This window comes from Pseudonocardia cypriaca (assembly GCF_006717045.1).
Classification (GTDB): domain Bacteria; phylum Actinomycetota; class Actinomycetes; order Mycobacteriales; family Pseudonocardiaceae; genus Pseudonocardia; species Pseudonocardia cypriaca.
Genome location: NZ_VFPH01000002.1, coordinates 74,694 through 96,018, shown reverse-complemented (window position 1 = coordinate 96,018; position 21,325 = coordinate 74,694). Strand labels below are relative to the sequence as shown.

Here is a 21,325-nt window from a genome sequence, read left to right as displayed (position 1 = left end):
CAGATGACGGCTGACGAGCGCACGACGGTGGACGTGGTGCCGTTCCGGTCCGCGACGCGGGCGTGGTTCGCGATCTCCCTGCAGACCTTCGGCGGACCCGCCGGGCAGATCGCGGTCATGCAGCGCGCACTCGTCGACGACCGCCGCTGGATCAGCCAGCGCCGGTTCATGCACGCCCTCAACTACTGCATGCTGCTGCCCGGCCCGGAGGCCCACCAGCTCGCGATCTACGTCGGATGGCTGCTGAACGGGCTGCGCGGCGGCCTGGTCGCAGGCGTGCTGTTCGTGCTCCCCGGCATGGTGGCCCTGTTGGCGCTGTCGGCGATCTACGTCGCGTTCGGGGACACCACGGCCGTCGCCGCCCTGTTCACCGGACTCGGCGCGGCCGTCGTGGCGATAGTCGCCCAAGCGGTCGTGCGGGTGGCCGGCCGGGCGCTGCGGCACCCGTTGCTCGTCTCGATCGCCGTCGCGGCCTTCGTCGCACTGGCCGTGTTCGGGATCCCGTTCCCCGTGGTCATCGCGGCTGCGGCGCTCATCGGCTGGTGGGCCGCGCGCCGGGTTCCTGGGTTCCACCGTTCCCAGCACGCCGAGGATGCCGCCGGCGGGCCGGAGCCGCTCATCGCCGACGACGCCCTGCACACCGAGGCGCCGTCCACCGCCCGCACGCTGCGAATGCTCGCCATCGGCCTGGTCGTCTGGACGGCACCGATCGCGCTGGCCGCGCTCGTGCTCGGGGCCGCGAGCGTCTTCACCGCGCAGGGCCTGTTCTTCGCAGGCACCGCCCTCGTCACCTTCGGCGGGGCCTACGCCGTGCTGGCCTTCGTCGCCCAGCAGGCCGTGCAGACCTTCGGCTGGGTCACAGCGGACGACATGGTCCACGGCCTCGCGCTGGCCGAGACGACGCCGGGTCCGTTGATCATGGTGGTGCAGTTCGTGGCGTTCCTCGGCGCCTACGCCGATCCCGGCCCGCTCTCGCCGTGGGCGGCGGGTGTTGTGGCATCGCTGCTGGTGACGTGGGTGACGTTCGTGCCGAGCTTCCTGTTCATCTTCCTCGGCGCCCCCTACATCGAGCGGCTGCGCGGCAACAGGGCACTCGCGGGCGCGCTGACCGGCATCACGGCCGCGGTCGTCGGGGTGATCGCGAACCTCGGTGTCTACTTCGCGGAGAGCACGCTGTTCGCGGTGGTCCACACGGGCCCGCTCGCGCTCCAGGTGCCCGACCTCGCCACGCTCCGCCCGGTGTCGCTCGCCATCGCGCTCGTCGCAGCCGGACTGATCTTCCTCGCCCGCTGGCCGGTCCTGCGCGTCCTCGGGATCAGCGCGGCGCTCGGCCTCGCGGCCGGTCTCGTCGGCCTTCCGGTGGCTTGACCCGCGGAGCGCCGATCTTCCCGGCCCTCCGAGTCGTGGACAGCCACGTCGCCCGCGCCGTATGGTGAACGAACCGTTCGCATATCGAACAAGCGAGGTCGACACATGCTTCCTGCCGAGGGACCGCCGTGATCCCCGCCGAGCGCGTGATCATCAGCACCGCGGTGACGGGCTCGGTCCACGTGCCGTCGCAGAGCGACCACCTCCCGATCAGCCCACAGGAGATCGTCGCGGAGGCGCTCGCCGCGGCGGAGGCCGGGGCGGCCGTCATCCACCTCCACGCCCGGCACCCCGAGGACGGCCGTCCGGCGTTCGAACCGGAGGTGTTCGAGGAGATCATCCCGCCGATCACCGCGGGGTGCGACGCGGTCGTCAACATCACGACCGGCGGGGCGTCGTCGATGACGATCGAGGAGCGGCTCGCCGCCGCGACCCGGTTCAGCCCCGAGCTCGCCTCTCTCAACATGGGGTCGATGAACTTCGTCTTCTCGGGCATCGCCGACCGTGTGACCAGCTGGAAACACGCGTGGGAGAAGCCGTACGTCGAGAACACCTACCGCAGGCCGTTCATCAACACCTTCGAGCAGATCGAGTACGCGCTGCGGGAGCTCGGTGAGCGGGGCGGGACCCGGTTCGAGTACGAGTGCTACGACATCGGGCACCTGTACACGCTCGCGCACTTCGCCGACCGGGCGCTCGCGACGCCGCCGTTCCTCATCCAGGGTGTCTTCGGGATCCTCGGCGGGATCGGGGCCGATCACGCCAACCTCACGCACATGGTCGCCATCGCCGACAAGCTCTTCGGCGCCGACTACCACTTCTCCGCGTTCGCCGCGGGACGCCGCCAGATGCAGTTCTGCACCCACAGCGCGTGGCTCGGCGGTCATGTGCGCGTGGGGCTGGAGGACAACCTCTACATCGGCAAGGGCGAGAAGGCGACCAGCAACGCACAACAGGTGACGAAGGTCCGGGAGGTCCTCGCCGACCTCGGCAAACAGATCGCAACCCCGGCGGACGTACGGCGGATGCTGGCGCTCAAGGGCGCGGAGAAGGTGGTGTTGCAGCGATGACGACGGGACTGCTCGCGGGCAAGGTCGTGCTCGTCGTCGGTGGGAGCACCGGCATCGGGGCCGATGCCGCACGGGTCTTCGCCGAGGAGGGTGCCTCGGTCATGCTCGCCGCGCGGTCGAAGGACGCGCTCGCGGCGCTCACCGACGAGCTCACGGGAGCCGGGCGCGACGTCGCCCACACCGCGGGCGACGTCAGCGTCGGAGCCGATGTCGCGGGATTCGTCGACGCGACGTTGGCCCGGTTCGGCCGGCTCGACGGCGCGTTCAACAACGCCGGCATCAACGGGCAGGGCCGGCTCGACGACGTGTCGGAGGACGACTTCGACCGGATCATGGCCGTGAACGTCAAGGGCACGTGGCTGTGCCTGCGGGAGGAGATCCGCGCGATGCGCGAGTCGGGCGGGTCGATCGTCAACACCAGCAGCATCGGCGGGTTCCGCGGCAACACCGGCCTCGGCGCGTACCAGGCCACGAAACACGCGGTCATCGGTCTCACCCGCACCGCCGCGCACGACAACGGCCCGCTCGGCATCCGGGTCAACGTCGTCGCCCCCGGACCCACCGAGACCCCCATGCTCACGCACTGGAGGCAGAACGACCCGGCGGCCGTGGAACGCCGGATCGCCGCGGTCCCGCTGCGGAAGGCCGGCACGACCACTGAAGTCGCAAACGCCGCCGCGTGGTTGCTGAGCGATCGCGCGAGCCAGGTCACCGGCGTCGTCCTGCCCGTCGACGGGGGACTCACGGCCTGATCGGCCTGGACCCGGGGATGCACCGGCTGAGCGGCGCGGTCAGCCGGTGCAGGGCGGTGACGTGTCCGTGCCGTCGGGGAGGGCGGCCAGCTCGGCATCGGTGAACGGGCGGTCCATCAAGCCGCACACGCTCGCGCGCCAGTCCCGCGCCAGCAGGGCCACGTCGGAGAGGCCCTGGCCGGACGAGGTGCCGGTGACGAGGCTGGAGAGCTCCGGTCCGGTCAGCGTTGCGCGCGCGCCGGTGCCCGGTGCGATCGTCCCGGCGACCCGCCCGCGCTCGACGTCGATGAGCAGCACCGAGTTCTGCCCCTCGGTGACCCCTACGCCCGCGAGGTAGCCGTCGGCGTCGAAGCCGGCGAGTGCGGTGATGTCCGGGGTGGGGATGGGCGTGCGCGCGGGCTGCAGCGTGTCGAGGTCGTAGACCTCGACGGCCTGGCTCCGGGTCAGTATCGCGACGGTGCGACCGTCCCGGCTGACGGCCGGCGGGGCGGCCGTCTCGACGGGGATGGTGCCGATGGCGACGCCGGCGACCGCGTCCCACAGCTGCAGACCGCCGGGGCCCAGGTCGATCACCACCTGCCCCGGATGCCCCGGCCGGGCGCGCAACCACGGGAACGAGCGGATCCGCTGTTGCTCGTCGGGCGTCGCGCCCACGGCCACCTCCGGTCCGAGCGCGGCCCCGGTGCGCCGGTCCCTCGCGACGAACACGCCACCTGCGAGCAGCACGACCGGATCGTCGGGTCCGATGCCGGGCTCGAGGCGGGCGGTGGTGTCGCTCGCTTCGGCCGTCGCGTCGCCGGGCATGTCGTAGACGCCGAGCGGAGCGAGCGACGGAAGTGCGTAGCGGCGGACGACCCAGCCGTCCGGCTCGCGCACCCGGACCCACATGTCCGTGTCGTACACGATCTCGCTGTTGTCGGGACGCAGGTCCATGGCCGCCCGTCCCAGCACCGCACCGGTCTTCCGGTCGGTCACCGTCGGCCCCTGCCCCGGCTCGATCGACACGACGAACCGGCCGTCGGTCGTCGGTGGGTGCTGCTGGCTCCCCGCCGGGACCGGGACGGCGCGGGCCCGCACGACCGTCGTGTCGCTGGCCCGCACATCGAGGGTGTCGCTGAGCGCCACGTACACCGTGGCCCCGCCCTCCGGGTCCCGCTTCACGACGATCCGCGGGTCACCGGTCAGGGCGGAACGTTGCAGGGACCGGTACGCCGGGGGCCGGAGCTTCGGCAGCACCACCTGCATCTGCGTGCCGTCGACCAGATCGGTCAACCGCAGCACCGAGCGATCGGCCCCCCAACTGGCCGCCGTGGTCTCCACCAGCCACCCGCCGTCGCCGCTGATCCGGACGTTGACGCACGACGGGGCGGTCAGCGGGATCGTCCTCGCCGTCACATCGGCGTAGACCGGTTCGATGCGCACGGCGGCGAAGGCGGGTGCCGCGCCGGGCGGCGGTTGTACGCACTCGAGCCGCGCGAGCCCCCCGGCCAGTTCGACGGACCCGTCCGGGAACGGGGACTCGGAGTCGGCCGCCGGATCCGTGGCCAGTGTGCGCAGCACGTACCGGCTCGGACCGCTCTCGGGCAGGTACTGCTCGACGAGGGTCACCTGGTCCGGCATGAGGTCGATCGACACCAGCTCGCGCGTGGCGCCGGGAAGTGGGCGGGTGCTGACCGAACCGGTCGCGACGTCGACGAGGGCCAGCACGATCCCACCGGCGCCGTGATCGACCACCGCCGCGACGACGCCGTCGTTCCAGCGGCCCAGGGTGAGGACCTCGCCTCGGACGGGAACCTCGCGTCGCACCGTCCGTGACGCGACGTCCCAGATGCGCACCCCGTCCGCACCGTCCCCGACTGCGATCCACGTGCCGCCGTAGGCGAGCGCCCGGCCGGGTGCGTCGTCGGGCAGCGTCCACAGCCGTGGCTCAGGCCCGGTCGCTCCTTCGACGAGCGTTCTCCTGCCGTCGAGCGCCGCGGCGATCGTGACGTCCTCGCTGAAGCCGAGGAAGTACGCGGTGCCCGTGAGATCGGGCAGGAGCAGGTCGATCTCCTCCAGTGCGGTCGCGGCAGCGGCGAGTGCACTGCGCGCTGCCGGGTTCGTCGGGTCGGCCCGCCACGCCGCGAGCGCGAGCTGGGCCGACTGCAGCGGGGCCGACTCGGACCGGGCCTGGGCCTCGCGGGCGATCGCGTCCGCGTTGGCGGCGGCGAGCTGTTCGGCCAGCCGGTTGCCGCGCTGCACCGCCACGACCGCGAGGGTGCCCCCGACGAGGGCCAGCACGGCGACCAGCGCGGCGACCACGCGCCACCGGCGCACCTCCCGGCGCTGGCGCGCGACGCTGCGGTCGACGAAGTCCCGGGTTGCCGGAGCGACCTCCGCTCCCCGCGTGGGCAGCCACTCGGCCGCGGCGGCCAGTGCGGTGCCGCGGAGCAGGCTCCCGTCGTCGCGTTCTGAGCTCTCCCAGCGCTCGCGCTGCTGGTCGGCCTGCGCGCGCCACGCGAGGAACGCGCGGTCCTGCTCCAACCAGTCGTGCAGCCGTGGCCAGTGGTCGATCAGCGCCTGGTGGGCCGGCTCGACGACCTCGGCACCCGCCGTGCTGCGGCCCAGCACGAGCAGCCGGCCGGCGGCGAGCTGAGGCACGAGGCTGCGCAGCTCCGGCGCCAGCGCCGCGGAGGGCACGGGCCGCCGGACGAACCGGCCCGCCCCGTCGGGCGCCGCGAGCTGGGTGAACAGCCGGCGCAGCCGGTCGTGGAAGTCGGGGCCGGGGTTCGACCCGGCCAGCTCCGCGACGACCCGCTCCGCGTGCTGCGCGACGGCACCCACGACGCCGCCGGCCTCCGTGTAGCCGCGCCAGGTCAGCCGCCCGCCCTCGCGGCGCTGCCAGAGGTCCCTGAGCAGCGACTCCACGAGGGGCAGCTGGCCGGGCTCGGCACCGGCGTCGTCGAGGATGCGGTCGACGAGGCCGGGCTCGAAGTCCAGTCCCGGCGCCCGCTCGGCCGGCCGCACGATCGTCTCCCGCAGGTTGGCCCGGTCGAGCGGCGTGACGTGCACGGTGCCGGCGTCCAGTACCTCCGCGAGCGCCGGCGTGAGCAGGTGCTCCAGCGTGGCGAGGCGCACGGCCCGCGCCGAGCCCGCGCCGGTCAGCCGGACGATGCCTTCCAGCTGTTCGCGGGCGAGTCGCGGATCGCGGGCGGCGAGCTCCTCGAACTGGTCGAGGACGAGCACCTGGTCCGTGCCGTCCGCCTCGAGGCCTGCGACCGCGCCTCCCAGCGGTACCTCGACGATGGACGCACCGCGCTTGCGCAGGCGCGGCAGCAGCCCGGCGCGCAGCAGCGACGACTTGCCCGCACCCGACGGCCCGGCGAGCGCCACGAGCGGCGTCCGGCCGACGGCCTCGAGGAGGCGCTCGATGTCGCGGTCCCGGCCGAAGAAGTACGGGGCGAGCTCCTCCGTGAACGGTGCAAGCCCCTGGTACGGGCAGGGCAGCAGCTCGGGATCGAGGCCGAGGACGCGGTCGATCGGCACCAGGTAGGCCGTCGAGGTCACGCTGTGGTCGGACGCGACCGTCATCCCGACGACGGCGCCGGCCTCGCTGTCCCACACGGCAGAGCCGCTGAACCCGCCGACGACCGGCTGCTCACCCGGCTCGCTCTGCAGCTGCACCCACCCGGTGCCCTGCCCGGCGCGCAACCGCCCCGACGACCACACCCCGTCCCACGCGCCGTCCGGGAAGCCGAGCGCGCGGTACGGGCGGTCCCACAGCTGGTCGGAGCCGCGGAGCGGCGGCATCCGCGCCCCGGGTGGCAGCGGTTCGCGGACGCGCAGCAGGGCGACGTCACCCGTGCCGTCGGGGGCGATCGGCAGCCAGCGGTCGACCACGGCCGTGACGCCGGGTGGCTCGGCCCCGTCACCGAGGAGCGGCAGGTCGAGCCGAACGGGCGCGTCCGGCGGTGCTGCGGCGTACGGGTCGGTGCCGAGCGCCTCGGCCACCACGTGCGCGCATGTGGCGACCGTGTCCGGGCCGGCGACGAACCCGGCGCCGACGACGTCGCCGCGCACCGACCAGACGCGCACCACGGAACCGCCGACGGCGTCCGTCTCCCCCCGGAGCATTCGAGCACCATAGATCGTCGACCGGTGTCGGCCGACCCACCCGCCCTCGGGCGGCGCCGCGCCGAAGACCGCGAACTGAACCGATACCCCGACGCCGGGCCCGGGCTTCCCCTTGCGCGACCAGCTCCTGGAGTGCGAGTCTGCATCGCGAACAACCTGTTCGCAAGCTGAACATCCGTGAGACAGGACGTCCACATGTTCCGTGAGCTGCTCCAGTCCTCCGACCGGCCGGTCGTAGGCACCTTCGTCAAGATCCCGGCGCTGGAGGTGGCGGAGATCCTCGGCGAGGCCGGCTTCGACTTCGTCGTCATCGACACCGAGCACGCGCTGCTCTCGGTCCGCGACGTCTACTCCCTCGTGGTCGTGTACTCCCGGATGGGAGTCGCACCGCTGGTCCGGATCACCGACCACGGCTACGGCGACGCGCAGCGCTACCTGGACGCGGGCGCCGCCGGCATCCTCGTGCCGCACGTCTCGAACGCCGGACAGGCCGGCGCCGCCATGCGCCAGTACCTGTTCCCGCCCGAGGGCACCCGCGGGATGGGGTACGCCTCCCGCGCCGGGCTGTGGGGCAGCCTCCCCGGCGGCCCCGCCGAGTACGTCCGCGCCGGGCAGGAGGACGTCGCCCGGATCGCCATGATCGAGGAGCGGGAGTCGGTCGACGACCTCGCGGGGATCCTGGCCGCCCCGGGCGTCGACGCGGTGTTCATCGGCCCCGGCGACCTGTCCCTGTCCATGGGGGAGCCCACCGGCTCACCCGCCGTGCACGACGCGGTCACCAAGTGCATCGCGACGGCCGTCGAGGCCGGCGTGCCGGTCGGGACCGTCGTACAGGGCGAGGACCAGATCCGGCTGCGCGCAGAGCAGGGCTGCCGGTTCCTCCTCGTCGGGAACGACACCGGGATGTTCGGCGCGGCCGCCCGGCGGATCACGTCGACGACCCGCTCCGCGCTCGCCGCGCCACCCGCAGACGAGGAGGACTGACCACCCATGGCCTACGCGAAGGACGACCCGCGCTCGGCACTGGCCGCGCCCAGCAGGGCATCGGAGCCGGCAGCCGACGGTATCGCCGCTCCCCAGTTCCTCGACTTCTCCGTGCTCCCGCCCGACGTCGCGTCGGCGGCCGGCAGCGACCAGTGGATCGTCCGGGGCCAGAACTTCGTGCTGATCTACACGGAGCCGGCGGCTGGTGACCTCATCTGGAAGTCCGAGCTGCGGTCCGAGCAGGTGGTGCTGCTGGTCGATGCGACGAGTGCCATCAGCGGCACGACCGGAACCGACGGCACCCACGACGTGACCGGTCCCGCGCTCGTGGTGGTGCCGCCGGGGGAGAGCGCGATCACGAGCACCGGCACCGGCCCGGTCGTCTCGCTGCTGCAGGCCGACGAGGCCGAGTGGGCCGCGAAGGCGTCCAACGCCGCGGCGTACGAGACCCCGCACCCGCACGTCGCGCCACTCGAACCCTGGCCCGAGCCCGTGGACGGCTACCGGTGGCGGACCTACCTCATGTCCGACGTGCCGGACGACCCGAAGCGCTTCGGGCGGATCTTCCGCACCCGCTCCTTCATGGTCAACTTCTTGCCGCCGAAGTCCGGGCCCCGCGACCTGTCCGCGATGTCGCCACACTTCCACGAGGACTTCGAGCAGGCCAGCCTGGTGGTGGCGGGAACGTACATCCACCACATCCAGACTCCGTGGGGCACCGACGGCCGGCAATGGCGCCCGGAGGACCACGCCCGGGTGGGCAGCCCGTCGCTGACGATCATCCCGCCGCCGACGATCCACACGTCCCAGGGCATCGGCTGGCGGACCAACCACCTCATCGACATCTTCGCCGGCCCGCGCCACGACTTCTCGGCGCGTCCGGGGTGGGTCCTCAACGCCGACGAGTACCCGAGCCCCGTCGAATGATCCTCCGGTCGTGACGGGATCTCGTCACGGCAAGTCCGCAGTGCCCCCATGGCCAAGCTGTCTTCAGCGTTGAAGGAGACTTGTCATGCCCGAGAGCACTTCCGACCCGAGCGCGGTCACGCGGCGGCGGCGGGCGGTTCTGAGCGCGTGGGCAGGCTTCGCCGTCGACTCGTACTCGATCTACATCGCGTCGTCGGTGCTGTTGCCCGCGCTCGTGTACTTCCAGGGCGACATGTCGCCGGAGACCAAGTCGATCTTCGCGGGCATGACGCTCGCTGCGACCCTGCTCGGGCGGCCGCTCGGCGGCCTGATCTTCGGGCACTTCGCGGACCGGCTCGGGCGCAGGCGCGTCGGTGCCGTCACGATCTACGGGTTCGGCACGATCTCGCTGCTCATCGCCTGCCTGCCGGGCGCGGAGCTGATCGGGCCGATCCCGGCGACGACCCTGCTGCTCGCTCTCCGCTTCGTGGAGGGCATCTTCCTGGGCGGCGAGTACACCGCCGCCACCCCCATGGCCCTCGAGTACGCCCCGCCGCATCGCCGGGGTCTCATCGGCGCGGTGATCCAGTGCGCGGCGAGCGGTGGGCCGCTCCTCGTGGCGGTAGCGATGGCGCTGACGCTCATGGTCGCGCCCAGCGGCGGTCTCGACTCGCCCTACGTGCAGTGGGGCTGGCGGCTGCCGTTCATCCTCGGCTTCGTCCTGTCGTTCCTGGTCGCCTGGTTCCTGCGCCGCCGGGTGGAGGAGTCGCCGATCCAGGAGGAAGCGGTCGCCCAGGCCGGTGAGCGGGCGAAGTCGCCGGTGCGGATGATCCTGCGGGGCGGGCCGGGCCGGGCGTTCATCCAGGCGTGGGTGACGATGACGGGCCTCTTCTTCATCGTCACCGTGACCACCAGCGTCCTGAACCAGTTCCTGCTCCAGAACGAGGGCTACACCCCGGCGGACCTCGCCAACACCCAGCTGGTCATCCCGGTCTGCATGGCGTCGTACATCTTCTTCGGGTGGCTCTCCGACCACATCGGCCGCAAGCCCGCGCTCTACATCGGCGGCGCGCTCCAGCTGACGCTGTACCCCGTGGTGATCACGCTGGTCGGATCCGGGTCGGTCCGCGGGTGGTGGAACCTCACCCTGCTCGCGGTGGCGGCGCACTGCCTCACCGTCGCCCCGTTCGGCGTGCTGCCCGCGTACATCAACGAGCGGTTCGCGACCATCGTCCGATCCACCGGGTGGGGCGTGGCCTACGGGACCGCGGTGATCATCCCGTCCTTCTTCTCCTACTACATGATCTGGCTCAGCGCCCTCGTGCCGTTCGTCCACACCGCGGGCGTCCTCGCCGCGTTCGGCGCGATCCTCATCCTCGTCGCCACGGTCTGCGGTCCCGAGACGCGCGGGATCGACCTGCGCAAGGCCGGCGAGGACGCGGAGCGGGAGCCCGCAGCGCCACCCGTCGAGGTCGCGGCCCCGCCATCCCTCACCCCGGCGAAGGAGCAGGCGTGACGCCGCTGAACCCGTGCGATCGACCGAAGGGGAGTTCCTCATGACCCAGACAGCTTCCGGCCTGTGGGACGAGACGCTCGACGCCGACCGGTTCGTGCCCGATCCCGAGGCCGACGGGTTGCTCGTCGGCGGCGTCGACCTGCACACGCACCCCGGCCCGAGCCCCTTCCCCCGTCGGATGTCGATCCTGGACGCCGCCACCGACGCGGCGACCGTCGGTTTCCGGGCGATCGTCTGCAAGTCCCACCACCACAGCATGCAGACCGACATCCTCGCGCTGGAGCCGGCCGGGCTGGCCGAGACCGGCGTCCAGGTGTTCGGGGGCATCGCGCTGAACCGGACCGTCGGCGGGCTCAACCCGTACGCGGTGGAGCTCGCGCTGCGGATGGGCGGGCGCGTGGTCTGGTTCCCGACCATCTCCTCCACGGCGCACCTCGAGTTCCACCGGCACCACAACCACAGCGGCTTCCCCGTCTCCGGCATCCCGCTGCGCGACAACGAGCCGATCAGCGTGGTCGGCGACGACGGCAGGCTCGTCCCGGAGGCGCAGGACATCCTGTCCGTCATCGCGGGCGAGTCGGCGATCCTCAACTGCGGGCACCTGCCCGCCGACGAGATCGACGTGCTGGTGCCGGCCGCCGTAGCGGCCGGGGTCGAGCGGATCGTCGTCAGCCACCCCGACTTCATCGTCGGGGCGGCTCCCGAACGGGTCGGGGAGTGGTGCCGCCGCGGCGCCGCCGTCGAGCACTGCCTGGCCATGGTGGCCAGGCCCGCCGACGGCTCGCCGGTCGAGAAGATCGCGGGCTTCCTCCGCGAGGCGGGCGTCGGCCACACGCTCTTCTCGTCCGACCTGGGCCAGAAGAACAACCCGCTGCCGGTCACCGCGTACCGGCGGATGGTGCGCAGCCTGCTGGACGCGGGCACCGCAACCGACGACATCAGGGCGATGGTGGGGGGCAACGCGGCGCAGCTGCTGTTCCCTTGACCTGGGTATAGTCGCCGGACCGCACCCGGAGGAGGACGGTTGACCAGCGGCTCGGGCGGCACCGGCGACATCCAGGCGGTGCAGCGCGTCGGGCAGCTGCTGGCCCTGTTCACACTCGACCGGCCCCGGCTCACGGTGGCCGAGGCGGCCTCCCTCGTCGGGCTGAACCGCAGCACCGTCAGCCGCTACTTCGGCTCCCTCGTCCTCGCGGGCGTCCTTGAGCGCTCCCGCGAGGAGCAGGCGGCCTACGAACCCGGCCCGCTGCTGCTGCAGCTCGGCGCGGTGGCGCAGGGCCAGCGCCGGGTGCTCGACCTGGCGCCGAGCCACATGCGCCGCCTCTCCCGCGAGACCGGGCTGACCGTGGTGCTCTCGCTGTGGGGATCGGCGGGGCCGGTGGTCTCGCTCGTCAGCGAGGTCGGCACCGGCCCGATCCTGGTCACCGTGCGCGTCGGCACCACCCTCGACATGGACTCGGCCCAGGGCCACCTCTTCCTGCACTTCTCCGAGGACCACGAGGCGCTCGCCAAGTACTGGGGCAGCCTGGACCCCGTCAAGCGCCGCCGCGTGGAGGCCGAGGTGGCCGACGCCGGCGAGCGTGGCCTGTCCACCGTCAGCGCACCCGTCGGCATGGCGGTCCTGGCCGCACCGGTGTTCGACGACCACGGCATCGCCGCCACCATCGCCGCGGTCGGAGGGCAGCCCGACGACACGGAGATCGCCACCGCGCTGCGGCGGGCGGCGTTCCGGATCACGGCTGAGATGGGTGGCACCGAGGTGTGGCGCTCGCTGATCCCCGGTGGCGCAGACGATGTCGTGGAGTCGGTGGAGGCCTCGTAGCGCGGGCTCGCCGCTGCGAGCGCACGAGCTGTAGTCCCGCGGGGTCCGCTAGGACACCGGCCGCGCAGTCCCGGCCCGCGCCACCGGATGACGCCTCGGGAGTTGAGTCGTTCAAGAGTCTGGGCCAGGGTGGGACGCGGTGCCAATGACGCCGGACTTCGAGCAGGTGTTGCGCGGGGCCGCAGTGCGGACGACGCGGCCTCGGCTCGCACGAGCATCCGCACCCGGACCCGATCTCGATCATCGGCCTCGTCCGGGACGACCTCGGCGAGATCACCTGTTCGACCCCTCCGATGACCACGGCTTCGCCGTCTACGAGGCCGAGGGCATCTACCGGGGCCGACGCCCCGAGCGTGTCGCGGCACTCGAGAAGGCGAGATAGGAGATGGCGGACGTGACCGAGAGCATCAGCGAGTCCGAGAACCCGGCGATTCCCTCCCCGACTCCCCAGGTGACCCGGCCGAGGACCAACCGGGACTGGTGGCCCAACCAGCTGGACCTGCAGGTTCTCCACCAGCACTCGCCCCGGGCCAACCCGATGGGCGAGGACTTCGACTACCGCGAGGAGTTCGAGTCCCTCGACGTCGATGCGCTCAGGCGCGACCTCGTGGAGGTGATGCGGACGTCGCAGGACTGGTGGCCCGCCGACTACGGCCACTACGGGCCGCTCTTCATCCGGATGAGCTGGCACGCGGCGGGGACCTACCGCATCCACGACGGCCGGGGCGGCGGCGGCCAGGGCGCGCAGCGCTTCGCCCCGCTCAACAGCTGGCCCGACAACGCGAGCCTCGACAAGGCGCGGCGGCTGCTCTGGCCGGTCAAGGAGAAGTACGGCCGCAAGATCTCCTGGGCCGACCTGCTGGTCCTCGCCGGCAACGTGGCCATCGAGGACATGGGCCTGAAGACGTTCGGCTTCGCCTTCGGGCGGGAGGACATCTGGCAGGCCGAGGAGATCTTCTGGGGCCCGGAGGACACGTGGCTCGGGGACGAGCGGTACAGCGGCGAGCGGGAGCTCGCCGAACCGTTCGGCGCCGTGCAGCTGGGCCTGATCTACGTGAACCCGGAGGGGCCGAACGGCAACCCCGACCCCGTCGCGTCGGCGCGCGACATCCGCGACACGTTCGGCCGGATGGCGATGAACGACGAGGAGACGGTCGCGCTCATCGTCGGCGGCCACACGTTCGGCAAGTGCCACGGCGCGGTCGACCCGCAGTACATCGGCCCGGAACCGGAGGCCTGCCCGGTCGAGCACCAGGGGCTCGGCTGGAAGAACAGGGTCGGTACCGGCGCCGGCCCCCACGCGATGACCAGCGGGCTCGAGGGCGCCTGGACGAACGAGCCGACCCGGTGGGACAACGGGTACCTGGACAACCTCTACGGGTACGACTGGGAGCTGACGCGCAGCCCCGCGGGTGCGCACCAGTGGACCCCCAAGAACCCCGAGGCCCAGGGCACCGTGCCCGACGCCCACGACCCGTCGAAGCGCCACGCGCCGATGATGCTGACGTCGGACATCGCGCTGAAGGTCGACCCGGTCTACGGGCCGATCACGAAGCGGTTCCACGAGAACCCCGACCAGCTCGCCGACGCGTTCGCCAAGGCCTGGTACAAGCTGCTGCACCGCGACATGGGCCCGGTCTCGCGCTACCTGGGCCCGTGGGTGCCGGAGCCCCAGCTGTGGCAGGACCCGGTCCCGCCGGTGGACCACGAGCTGGTCGCGGACGCGGAGATAGCGGAGCTGAAGGAGAAGGTGCTCGCTTCCGGGCTGTCGGTCTCCCAGCTCGTCTCGACCGCGTGGGCGTCGGCGGCCACCTTCCGCGGCACCGACAAGCGCGGCGGGGCCAACGGAGCCCGCATCCGCCTCGCGCCGCAGAAGGACTGGGAGGTCAACAACCCGGACGAGCTGGGCAAGGTGCTGCAGACCCTCGAGCAGGTCCAGCGGGACTTCAACGTCTCGCAGACCGCGAAGAAGGTCTCGCTGGCCGACCTGATCGTCCTGGCCGGCTGCGCCGCGGTGGAGAAGGCGGCCCGGGACGCCGGGCACGACGTCACGGTCCCGTTCGCACCGGGACGCACCGACGCCTCGCAGGAGCAGACCGACGTCGACACGTTCGCCGTGCTCGAACCGACGGCCGACGGGTTCCGCAACTACCTGCGGGTCGGGGAGAAGCTGCCGCCGGAGACCCTGCTGGTGGACCGCGCCTACATGCTGAACCTGAGCGCTCCGGAGATGACGGTGCTCGTCGGTGGCATGCGGGCGCTGAACGCCAACTTCGAGCAGAGCAGCCACGGCGTCTTCACCGACCGGCCGGAGACCCTGAACAACGACTTCTTCCGCAACCTACTCGACATGCGGACCGAGTGGAAGGTCTCCGACACCGAGAACGTGTACGAGGGCCGCGACCGCGCCACCGGCGAGCCCCGGTGGACCGCCACGGCCGCCGACCTCGTCTTCGGCTCGAACTCGCAGCTGCGGGCCATCGCCGAGGTCTACGCCTGCGCCGACGCGAAGGAGAAGTTCGTGCGTGACTTCGTGGCGGCCTGGGACAAGGTGATGAACCTGGACCGGTTCGACCTCGCCTGAGCCGCATGATCGGGTCGGCCACGGCGGCCGACCCGATCATGGGTGTCAAGGGACGGGCAGGACGTCCCGGATCCCGCCGCCAACGGTGGTGCGCAGGTCCACCGCGCCGTCGGCGCGCAGTATGCAGAGCGCCAGTCCGTCCTTGATCGTGCAGCGCGCACCCGAACCGGTGGAGCCCGGCTGTGGCGTCGTCGCGATCTCGACCCGGTCGACCAAGGGCCCGACGGTCAGGAGCGCGACGACCAGGCCGTCGCGGCGCAGCGAGGTGACGATCCTGGCCTCCGAGGTCTCGACCGGGGAGAGGTCGCCTGCGGCGGCGATGGGTCCTCCGCCCGGGCCGGCGTAGCAGACCGCGGCCTGCGCGTCGGTCACGCGGCCGACGACTGCGGCCGGCGCACCTGCGATCGGATCCTGGTCCAGGACCATCTCGTCGGGCTTGCCTGTTCGCTGCGCCGCGGACCCGAGCTGGTCCATGAGGCAGGCACTCAGCCCTGCGTGCTGCTCCGCCCTCCGCATGGCCGCCTGGACCTCTTCCGGCGACGGCTCCGGCTCCGGCCGGTCCCGCACCTGGATCGGGGGGCTTTCGAGCTCGGGCGGCGGCCCGTCGAACGACCCGGGCACGACGATCCGCTGCGCCCATCCTCCCGGGGCGTAGGGACTGAGGCTGATGATCTGCACCGGCTCCGCCGACGTCTCGGTGCTCCCCCCGGAGAGGCCCACCTCGACCGCGATCCGGTGCGGGTTGAACAGGATGATCTGGAACCCGAACGGGGCGATCTCGACGGCGCCCGCCGGCCGGCCTCCGACCATGCTGACGGACACGTTGGTGTCGTCCGTGTGGCAGGCGAACGAGCCGTCGATCACCAGAACGGTGCCCGGATCGTCCCTTCTCATCATGTCGTTGGGCATGGGCAGCACGTCGGTGATGCGCCATTCAGCGGGCGGTGGGTACTGCCCGCGGAGCTCGGACCCGTTCACCGCCGCGACGCAGCGGCCGAGCGCCTCGGCGACTGCGGGGTCGCCCTGCGGAGCGGGGTTCTCCTGCTGAGCGGCGGGTTCACCGACGCCGCTCAGGGCGACCGTCGTCGTGAGCGCGAGCGTCGCCACCACGGCGAGCACCGCCGCGACGAGGGGAGCGAGGCGCCGCCGCGGCGCCCGCGTCCCGGCGAGGACGTTCCGCAGGACGCGCTCGCGCACCTCGTCCGGCAGCGGCGGGGCGGGCGGGAGCTGCAGCTCGTTCATCGGACCTCCTCGGGCACGACGGTGCGCAGGGTCGCGCGGGCACGGTGGACGCGGGAGCGCAGCGTCGCCTCGGGCACCCCGAGGACCTCCGCCGCCTCCGCGTAGGGGACGTCGCCGACCAGGCACAGCGCCACGGCCTCGCGCTGCGCGGCCGGCAGCTCGGCGACCGCGGCTAGCACCTGGTGGGCGCGGCGGCGGTCGTCGAGCGAGGTCACGACGGTGTCGGAGTGGTCGTCGACGTGCGGGGCCGGACCGATCCGGCGCAGGAGCCGGTGCCTGCGGTGGGTGCGCCGCCATTCCGTGCGCGCCTCGTTGCCGGCCACCGCGAACAGCCACGCCCGCAGGGAGCCCGCGGCGAGCTGCACCTCTGCGCGCCGCCGCCAGGTGGTCAGGAACGTCGCGGCGAGGACGTCCTCGGCCGCCGTGGGGGAGCCGGTCAGGCGGTGCGCGTGGCGCCACACGGGGTCGGCGTGGCGGTGGTACAGCGCGGCGAACGCGTCGGAGTCGCCGTCGCGCGCCGCCGCCCACAGCGCGACGTCCTCGCCCGGCCGCGCGGTCGCGGCCGGTGCCCCCTCACTGGTCGTCATACCGGATCATTGCCGGCACCGGCCGCCGCGTTGCACGGCGGGCGCTACGGATCAGACGATCAGCGCGCGTCCCCGAACGTCACGGTGACCTGCTCGTACCCGAGCGAGCGTGCCAGCGACGTCAGCATGTTGCGGGTGTTGGTCTCGGCGCGGGCGGCGAGGTCGCTCTGCCGGGCCGACTCGTCCAGCTTCCGCGCCGCGAGCCGGTACAGCTCCTCGTCGCGGACCGGGTTGTTGTTGATGACGCCCGCGAGCCGCTCGACGATGCCCCGATCGCGGCCGACGATGCGGGTCGCCGTCGGGTCGAGGGTGGCCGGGGCCAGCCGCGCGGGCGGCAGCGCGAACGCGACGGCGGTGTGGTCGGCGGACGTGGTCACCCGGTCCGGCCCGAGGCCGGAGAGGTCGACCAGCGCGTCCACCTGACCGGTGGCGAACAGCGTGGTGCGCTCGCCGCTGATCAGCGCGGGCACGTGCGGGGTGTCGCGTTCGATGTCCACGAGCACCTGGAACGTGCCGGTGGCGGCGTGGTACTCGGAGATGTCGGTCAGCGCGGCCATCAGCGGGGCCGGGCCCCGGTCGACGGTCTGCGGCGTGAACGTCGCGGACAAGGCCGGTAGCAGCCCCGCGAACTGGGCTCCGATCGGCAGGGCGATCGCCAGGGCGGCGATCACCGCGAGGAGCTTGAGCGGAGAGCGGCGACGCCGCCGCCGGCCGGTCCACGCCCTGGTGTCGGGCTCGAGCAGTTGGTGCGCCATGTGTGAATCCCCGGGTTCGAGCTCGTGTCCCCGTGGAGAACACGCCCCGTGACCGGCCCGTGTCAAGGGGTACGGCCCAGATCCCGCGAAACCCGGAACCCGCGCCACCGCGCGCTGAGGCCCTGCCCGGCGAGCGAGCGGCTGCGGCCGTCGCGGATCGGGAGCATCGTCCAGATCCCGATCCCGATGCGGACGTGTTCGGGGACGAAGGTGCCGAGGGCCCGGTACACGGTGTGCCCGTCGACCCGCCACGTGGCGGTCGCGCTGCTCCGGTCGAGGGTGATCTCGCAGGTGCGGAGCCGGCTGAAGTCGTCGTCGAAGTCCTCGTACGGCGACTCGACGACGTGGTAGAAGGGATCGCTCGCCCCCCACGAGCCGAGCAGCTCGTGCAGCGCGAGCACCCGCGTGGAGGTGCCGCAGACGGCGAACACGCGCTTGCTGGCCTCGAAGTCGAAGACGTGGAAGGCGGCCAGCCCGCGCCGGTAGTCGTGCGGGGCACCGCCGACGTTCTCGACCGCCATCTCCGCTGCGAACGTCACGGGCCGGTCGGGCGGCACCTCGAAGCGGCCGGTGGAGAAGACCAGGTACTTGGGGCTGTCGGCGGGCTGGAAGGTGTCGTGCGCCAGCGAGAACCGGGGGATCGCCACCCGCAGCTCGCCGGCGTCCACGGTCACCTCCGCGGCGGGGTCCACCGGCACGTGGTCGCCGCCCGTGGGGAGCGGCAGGCGCGCGTGGGTCCAGCGTGCGGGATCGAGGTCCGGCCCGGTGAGCTCGTCGTAGATGACGAGCCCGTCGTGCGCCGTCGTCATGATCTTCTCCCCTCCGTCGTGGGCTCTCGACAGGAAGACCCCTGGCGGCAGGCGGATGTGACGCGACCGGTCAGGGTTCCCACCGGGCGTGCAGGGTCTGCGGCTTGCGGAACACCAGGCCCGACGGCGCGGACGGGTGCTGCTCGTCGAGTGCGAGGCCGGGCAGCTCGACGAGGAGGGTGCGGACCCCGATCAGCGTCTCCAGCCTGGCCAGGTCCATCGCGAGGCAGACGTGGGGGCCGTGGGCGAACGCGAGGTGCTGGCGGGCGTTGCTCCGGCGTACGTCGAACGCGTCCGGGTCCGGGAACGTCGCCGGGTCGCGGTTGGCCCCGGCGAGCGAGACGGTCACCGGGTCGCCGCGCCGGATCGCAGCGCCCGCCACGACCACGTCGCGGGTCGCGTACCGGTCGACGACGGCGGCCGCCGGTTCGAGCCGCAGCGACTCCTCGACCGCGTTCGGCAGCAGGTCGAGGTCGTTCCGCACGGCGGCGAGCTGATCGGGCTCGCGGAGCAGGTGCCGGAGCAGGTTGAGGATCATGCCTTCGGTGGTCTCGATGCCGCCGAACAGCAGGACGGCGGCGTTGGACACCGCCTCCTCCCGGCCGAGACCGCCTGCCACGGCCTCGGCGAGCAGCGAGCCGTTCCCGTCGACACCGGCGAGCACGTGCTCGGCGAGCGACTCGAACGCCGCGGTCGCTTCGGCGGGCACCGGGCAGCCGGCCGTCACGTCCGACACGGCGGCGACGAACGTCGAGTACCACCCCAGGACCGTCCTGGTGTCGATGCCCGGCATGCCCAGCGTGTCGGCGACGACGCGCACCGCGAGCGGTCCGGCGAAGCTCGCGCGCAGCTCGGCACGGCCCGCCGGCCGGATCCCGGCCACCAGGTCGGTCGCGAGGCCGGTGACCGGCTGTGTGAAGCGCCGCGCCACCTGCGCGGGCCGGAACGGGCCCGCGAACGGCCTGCGCGCCGCGCTGTGCGCTGGCCCGTCCAGCGACAGCATGCTCGGGCCCACCACCTGCGCGGTGGAGAAGCGGGGGTCGTCCACGGTGAACGTCCGCGCGTCGCGCAGCACCCGCAGCGCGGCGTCCCGGCTGGTCACGAGCCAGCAGCCGAGCGCGGGAACCCACGCGACCGGCGCGGTGGCGCGGAGCCTGGCGAGCGCGGGATGCGGGTCGGCGGTGAGCTCGGTGATGTCCACGGTGACTTCCACGGTCACCTCGTGCGCCTGCGCTTGCCGAACACCGTGACGAACATGTAGTCCTTGCCGGCAGCGTGGGGGGAGAAGAAGTCGACCACCTCGTCGTCGTACGACGTCGAGCCCACCGCGCCGAGCCCGAGGGCGTGCGTGCCGAGGTGCAGCTTGCCGGCGTGCAGGGCGCCTTCCAGCTGGGCGAGGCGGTAGCCGCGGTCGCCGTACCGCTCGAGGATCGACGGCAGGTGCGCGAGGTAGTAGAGGTTGACGTGCGCGTCGCCCGCGTACTGCTGCCTCGCCGCGATCCGGGCGGCGTCCTCGCGGAACGTGCCCGCGCGGAGGAGCTCGACCGCGTTCCGGTCGGGGTGGTGGAGGTAGACGCCCGGGGTGAGCCCCTCGACGGCGTTGACGATCAGGTAGAGGTCGGTGAGTGGCGCGCCCGGCGTCAGGACGTCCGAGGCCACGCCCCGGGTGGAACGGTCCAGCAGCGTGGAGAACGCCTCGAAGGGGATCTCCACGCCGGTGTCGTAGTTCCGCGTGGAGCGGCGGCGCAGGATGAGCTGCTCCACGGGCCGCGGATCGAGCTGGTCGGCCGGGAGGGGGCGCAGCTCCGTCAGCTCACCGACCGGTTCCGCCGCCGGTCGGTGCCACCGGCGCGCCCGCCACGCGGCGGCATCCGCTCCCGTCGGCAGGGACGAGGCGCGGTGCATGTCGGTGATCGTGTGGAAGGTGACCTCCGCGGGCGAGAGCCGCCGCGTGGGGAGGTCGAGCGGCCCCGGTTCCCGAGCGGGCGGCGGTGCGGTGCCGGCGTGGCCGAGCGCCGCGAGCGCGACCGTGGACTCGCGCAGCCCGTCGACGTCGAGCACCTCGTTCACGGCCGTGTCGGCGTAGGCGAACACGAGCCGGGCCGGGACGCGGGCCGACGCCGCGACCGCGAGGATGTGCGAGAGCGAGGTGCCGGCGTCCCAGTACGCGTGCCGGTAGGCGCGCTCGCGGTAGCGCCACGCGTTGCGCCAGAACGTGCTGGTCATCGCCAGCACGACCGGGGCGGAGGCGATCGACGGCTCGTTCCCGGTGGCATCCGCGAGGGCGGCGCGGAAGTCCCCGGCGCGCAGCAGGCGCAGGCTGTGGTCGAAGGCGGAGTAGTGGTAGACGCCCGCGTCGAGGTCGGGGAGGTCGGCGCAGACGAAGTACAGCTCGAGGTGGTACTGCGCGCCCGTGCCACCCGCCGTGCGGAACTGGTGGACGCGGCCATCGGGGCTGGTCCAGCTGCGGTCGAGCGCGCCGTTCGTCAGCAGGCCGAGCCGCCCGAGCAGCGCGCGGTCGGGGACGGCGTCCGATGGTTCCGCGCCGGTTCCGGCGATCGCTTCGAGCGCGGGCCGCCCCGCATCGGGCAGGTCACGGGTCAGCTCCAGCGGCGGCGGTCCCTCGTAGACCTTGTACAGGAACGGCTTGATGTCCCAGTCCTTCTGCCAGATCGCGGCGGTACGCGCGGCCGGGTCACCGATGCCGATGCGTTCGTCGCCCGTGTCGCCCGGGCCCGTGTCGCTCAGCGGGTAGTACTTGGTGAGGTCGTGGAACGTCCGGGCTGGGTGGCTGTCGTTCACCCACCCAGTCTGCCG

General features: G+C 72.7%; 16 protein-coding genes. 9 read left to right on the top strand and 7 right to left on the bottom strand.

What is annotated here, in order from left to right; all coding sequences use genetic code 11:
• The first annotated feature begins 3 nt into the window (after nt 1-3).
• The 3 genes from chrA to FB388_RS18255 all read left to right on the top strand — a co-directional run bounded on the left by chrA (nt 4) and on the right by FB388_RS18255 (nt 3,190).
• Nucleotides 4-1,368 (top strand): chromate efflux transporter, encoded by a 1,365-nt coding sequence (gene chrA, locus FB388_RS18265; RefSeq protein ID WP_142103409.1) that lies wholly within the window; start codon nt 4-6, stop codon nt 1,366-1,368.
• 128 nt (nt 1,369-1,496) lie between these two features.
• Nucleotides 1,497-2,438: a 3,5-dioxohexanoate:acetyl-CoA acetone transferase gene (gene kce / locus FB388_RS18260; protein WP_142103407.1), complete on the top strand. Its 942-nt coding sequence runs from the start codon at nt 1,497-1,499 to the stop codon at nt 2,436-2,438.
• Entirely contained in the window at nt 2,435-3,190 is a 756-nt protein-coding gene (locus tag FB388_RS18255; protein WP_142103405.1) for an SDR family NAD(P)-dependent oxidoreductase, read from the top strand. The genes kce and FB388_RS18255 overlap by 4 nt, the downstream gene beginning before the upstream one ends.
• Before the next feature lie 39 nt (nt 3,191-3,229).
• Here FB388_RS18255 and FB388_RS18250 read toward each other — a convergent pair whose 3' ends face one another.
• Nucleotides 3,230-7,303, bottom strand: coding sequence for a serine protease (locus FB388_RS18250; protein ID WP_142103403.1), 4,074 nt, complete (start codon nt 7,301-7,303; stop codon nt 3,230-3,232).
• Between the two features lie 177 nt (nt 7,304-7,480).
• Between FB388_RS18250 and FB388_RS18245 the strand changes: the two genes are divergently transcribed.
• The 6 genes from FB388_RS18245 (at nt 7,481) to katG (ending at nt 15,115) form a co-directional block, all read left to right on the top strand.
• Nucleotides 7,481-8,287: an HpcH/HpaI aldolase family protein gene (locus FB388_RS18245; protein ID WP_142103401.1), complete on the top strand. Its 807-nt coding sequence runs from the start codon at nt 7,481-7,483 to the stop codon at nt 8,285-8,287.
• Nucleotides 8,288-8,293: 6 nt separating this feature from the next.
• The gene (locus FB388_RS18240; protein ID WP_142103400.1) at nt 8,294-9,214 is read left to right on the top strand and encodes a hypothetical protein; all 921 of its coding nucleotides are present in this window, start codon (nt 8,294-8,296) and stop codon (nt 9,212-9,214) included.
• 85 nt (nt 9,215-9,299) lie between these two features.
• Nucleotides 9,300-10,709 carry an MFS transporter gene (locus FB388_RS18235; RefSeq protein ID WP_142103399.1) on the top strand — a complete coding sequence of 470 codons (1,410 nt, stop codon included), beginning with the start codon at nt 9,300-9,302 and terminating at the stop codon, nt 10,707-10,709.
• Nucleotides 10,710-10,749: 40 nt separating this feature from the next.
• On the top strand, nt 10,750-11,694 hold the full coding sequence (locus tag FB388_RS18230) for a DUF6282 family protein (RefSeq protein WP_142103398.1): 945 nt from the start codon (nt 10,750-10,752) through the stop codon (nt 11,692-11,694).
• A gap of 39 nt (nt 11,695-11,733) precedes the next feature.
• Nucleotides 11,734-12,531, top strand: coding sequence for an IclR family transcriptional regulator (locus tag FB388_RS18225; RefSeq protein WP_142103397.1), 798 nt, complete (start codon nt 11,734-11,736; stop codon nt 12,529-12,531).
• A 385-nt stretch (nt 12,532-12,916) separates the two neighbouring features.
• On the top strand, nt 12,917-15,115 hold the full coding sequence (katG, locus tag FB388_RS18220) for a catalase/peroxidase HPI (protein ID WP_142103396.1): 2,199 nt from the start codon (nt 12,917-12,919) through the stop codon (nt 15,113-15,115).
• Between the two features lie 45 nt (nt 15,116-15,160).
• Here katG and FB388_RS18215 read toward each other — a convergent pair whose 3' ends face one another.
• The 6 genes from FB388_RS18215 to FB388_RS18190 form a co-directional block, all read right to left on the bottom strand.
• The gene (locus FB388_RS18215) at nt 15,161-16,357 is read right to left on the bottom strand and encodes a hypothetical protein (protein ID WP_142103395.1); all 1,197 of its coding nucleotides are present in this window, start codon (nt 16,355-16,357) and stop codon (nt 15,161-15,163) included.
• Nucleotides 16,354-16,944, bottom strand: a complete 591-nt coding sequence (locus FB388_RS18210; protein ID WP_142103394.1) for an RNA polymerase sigma factor — start codon at nt 16,942-16,944, stop codon at nt 16,354-16,356. The genes FB388_RS18215 and FB388_RS18210 overlap by 4 nt, the downstream gene beginning before the upstream one ends.
• Nucleotides 16,945-17,003: 59 nt before the next feature.
• The gene (locus FB388_RS18205) at nt 17,004-17,699 is read right to left on the bottom strand and encodes a DUF4230 domain-containing protein (RefSeq protein WP_142103393.1); all 696 of its coding nucleotides are present in this window, start codon (nt 17,697-17,699) and stop codon (nt 17,004-17,006) included.
• Nucleotides 17,700-17,761: 62 nt separating this feature from the next.
• Complete coding sequence (locus FB388_RS18200; protein WP_142103392.1) at nt 17,762-18,508, bottom strand: DUF6081 family protein; 747 nt, start codon at nt 18,506-18,508, stop codon at nt 17,762-17,764.
• Nucleotides 18,509-18,578: 70 nt separating this feature from the next.
• Nucleotides 18,579-19,721: a cytochrome P450 gene (locus FB388_RS18195; RefSeq protein ID WP_211362093.1), complete on the bottom strand. Its 1,143-nt coding sequence runs from the start codon at nt 19,719-19,721 to the stop codon at nt 18,579-18,581.
• 2 nt (nt 19,722-19,723) lie between these two features.
• A complete protein-coding gene (locus FB388_RS18190; RefSeq protein WP_142103391.1) occupies nt 19,724-21,310 on the bottom strand; it encodes a SagB/ThcOx family dehydrogenase in 1,587 nt (528 codons plus the stop codon).
• Nucleotides 21,311-21,325: the final 15 nt, after the last annotated feature.

Coding starts and splice junctions, on each gene's coding strand:
- FB388_RS18205 (WP_142103393.1), bottom strand. CDS start 17,699: ATGGCGCACCAACTGCTCGAGCCCGACACCAGGGCGTGGACCGGCCGG.
- FB388_RS18230 (WP_142103398.1), top strand. CDS start 10,750: ATGACCCAGACAGCTTCCGGCCTGTGGGACGAGACGCTCGACGCCGAC.
- FB388_RS18200 (WP_142103392.1), bottom strand. CDS start 18,508: ATGACGACGGCGCACGACGGGCTCGTCATCTACGACGAGCTCACCGGG.
- chrA (WP_142103409.1), top strand. CDS start 4: ATGACGGCTGACGAGCGCACGACGGTGGACGTGGTGCCGTTCCGGTCC.
- FB388_RS18235 (WP_142103399.1), top strand. CDS start 9,300: ATGCCCGAGAGCACTTCCGACCCGAGCGCGGTCACGCGGCGGCGGCGG.
- FB388_RS18210 (WP_142103394.1), bottom strand. CDS start 16,944: ATGACGACCAGTGAGGGGGCACCGGCCGCGACCGCGCGGCCGGGCGAG.
- FB388_RS18215 (WP_142103395.1), bottom strand. CDS start 16,357: ATGAACGAGCTGCAGCTCCCGCCCGCCCCGCCGCTGCCGGACGAGGTG.
- FB388_RS18250 (WP_142103403.1), bottom strand. CDS start 7,303: ATGCTCCGGGGGGAGACGGACGCCGTCGGCGGTTCCGTGGTGCGCGTC.
- FB388_RS18255 (WP_142103405.1), top strand. CDS start 2,435: ATGACGACGGGACTGCTCGCGGGCAAGGTCGTGCTCGTCGTCGGTGGG.
- FB388_RS18240 (WP_142103400.1), top strand. CDS start 8,294: ATGGCCTACGCGAAGGACGACCCGCGCTCGGCACTGGCCGCGCCCAGC.
- katG (WP_142103396.1), top strand. CDS start 12,917: ATGGCGGACGTGACCGAGAGCATCAGCGAGTCCGAGAACCCGGCGATT.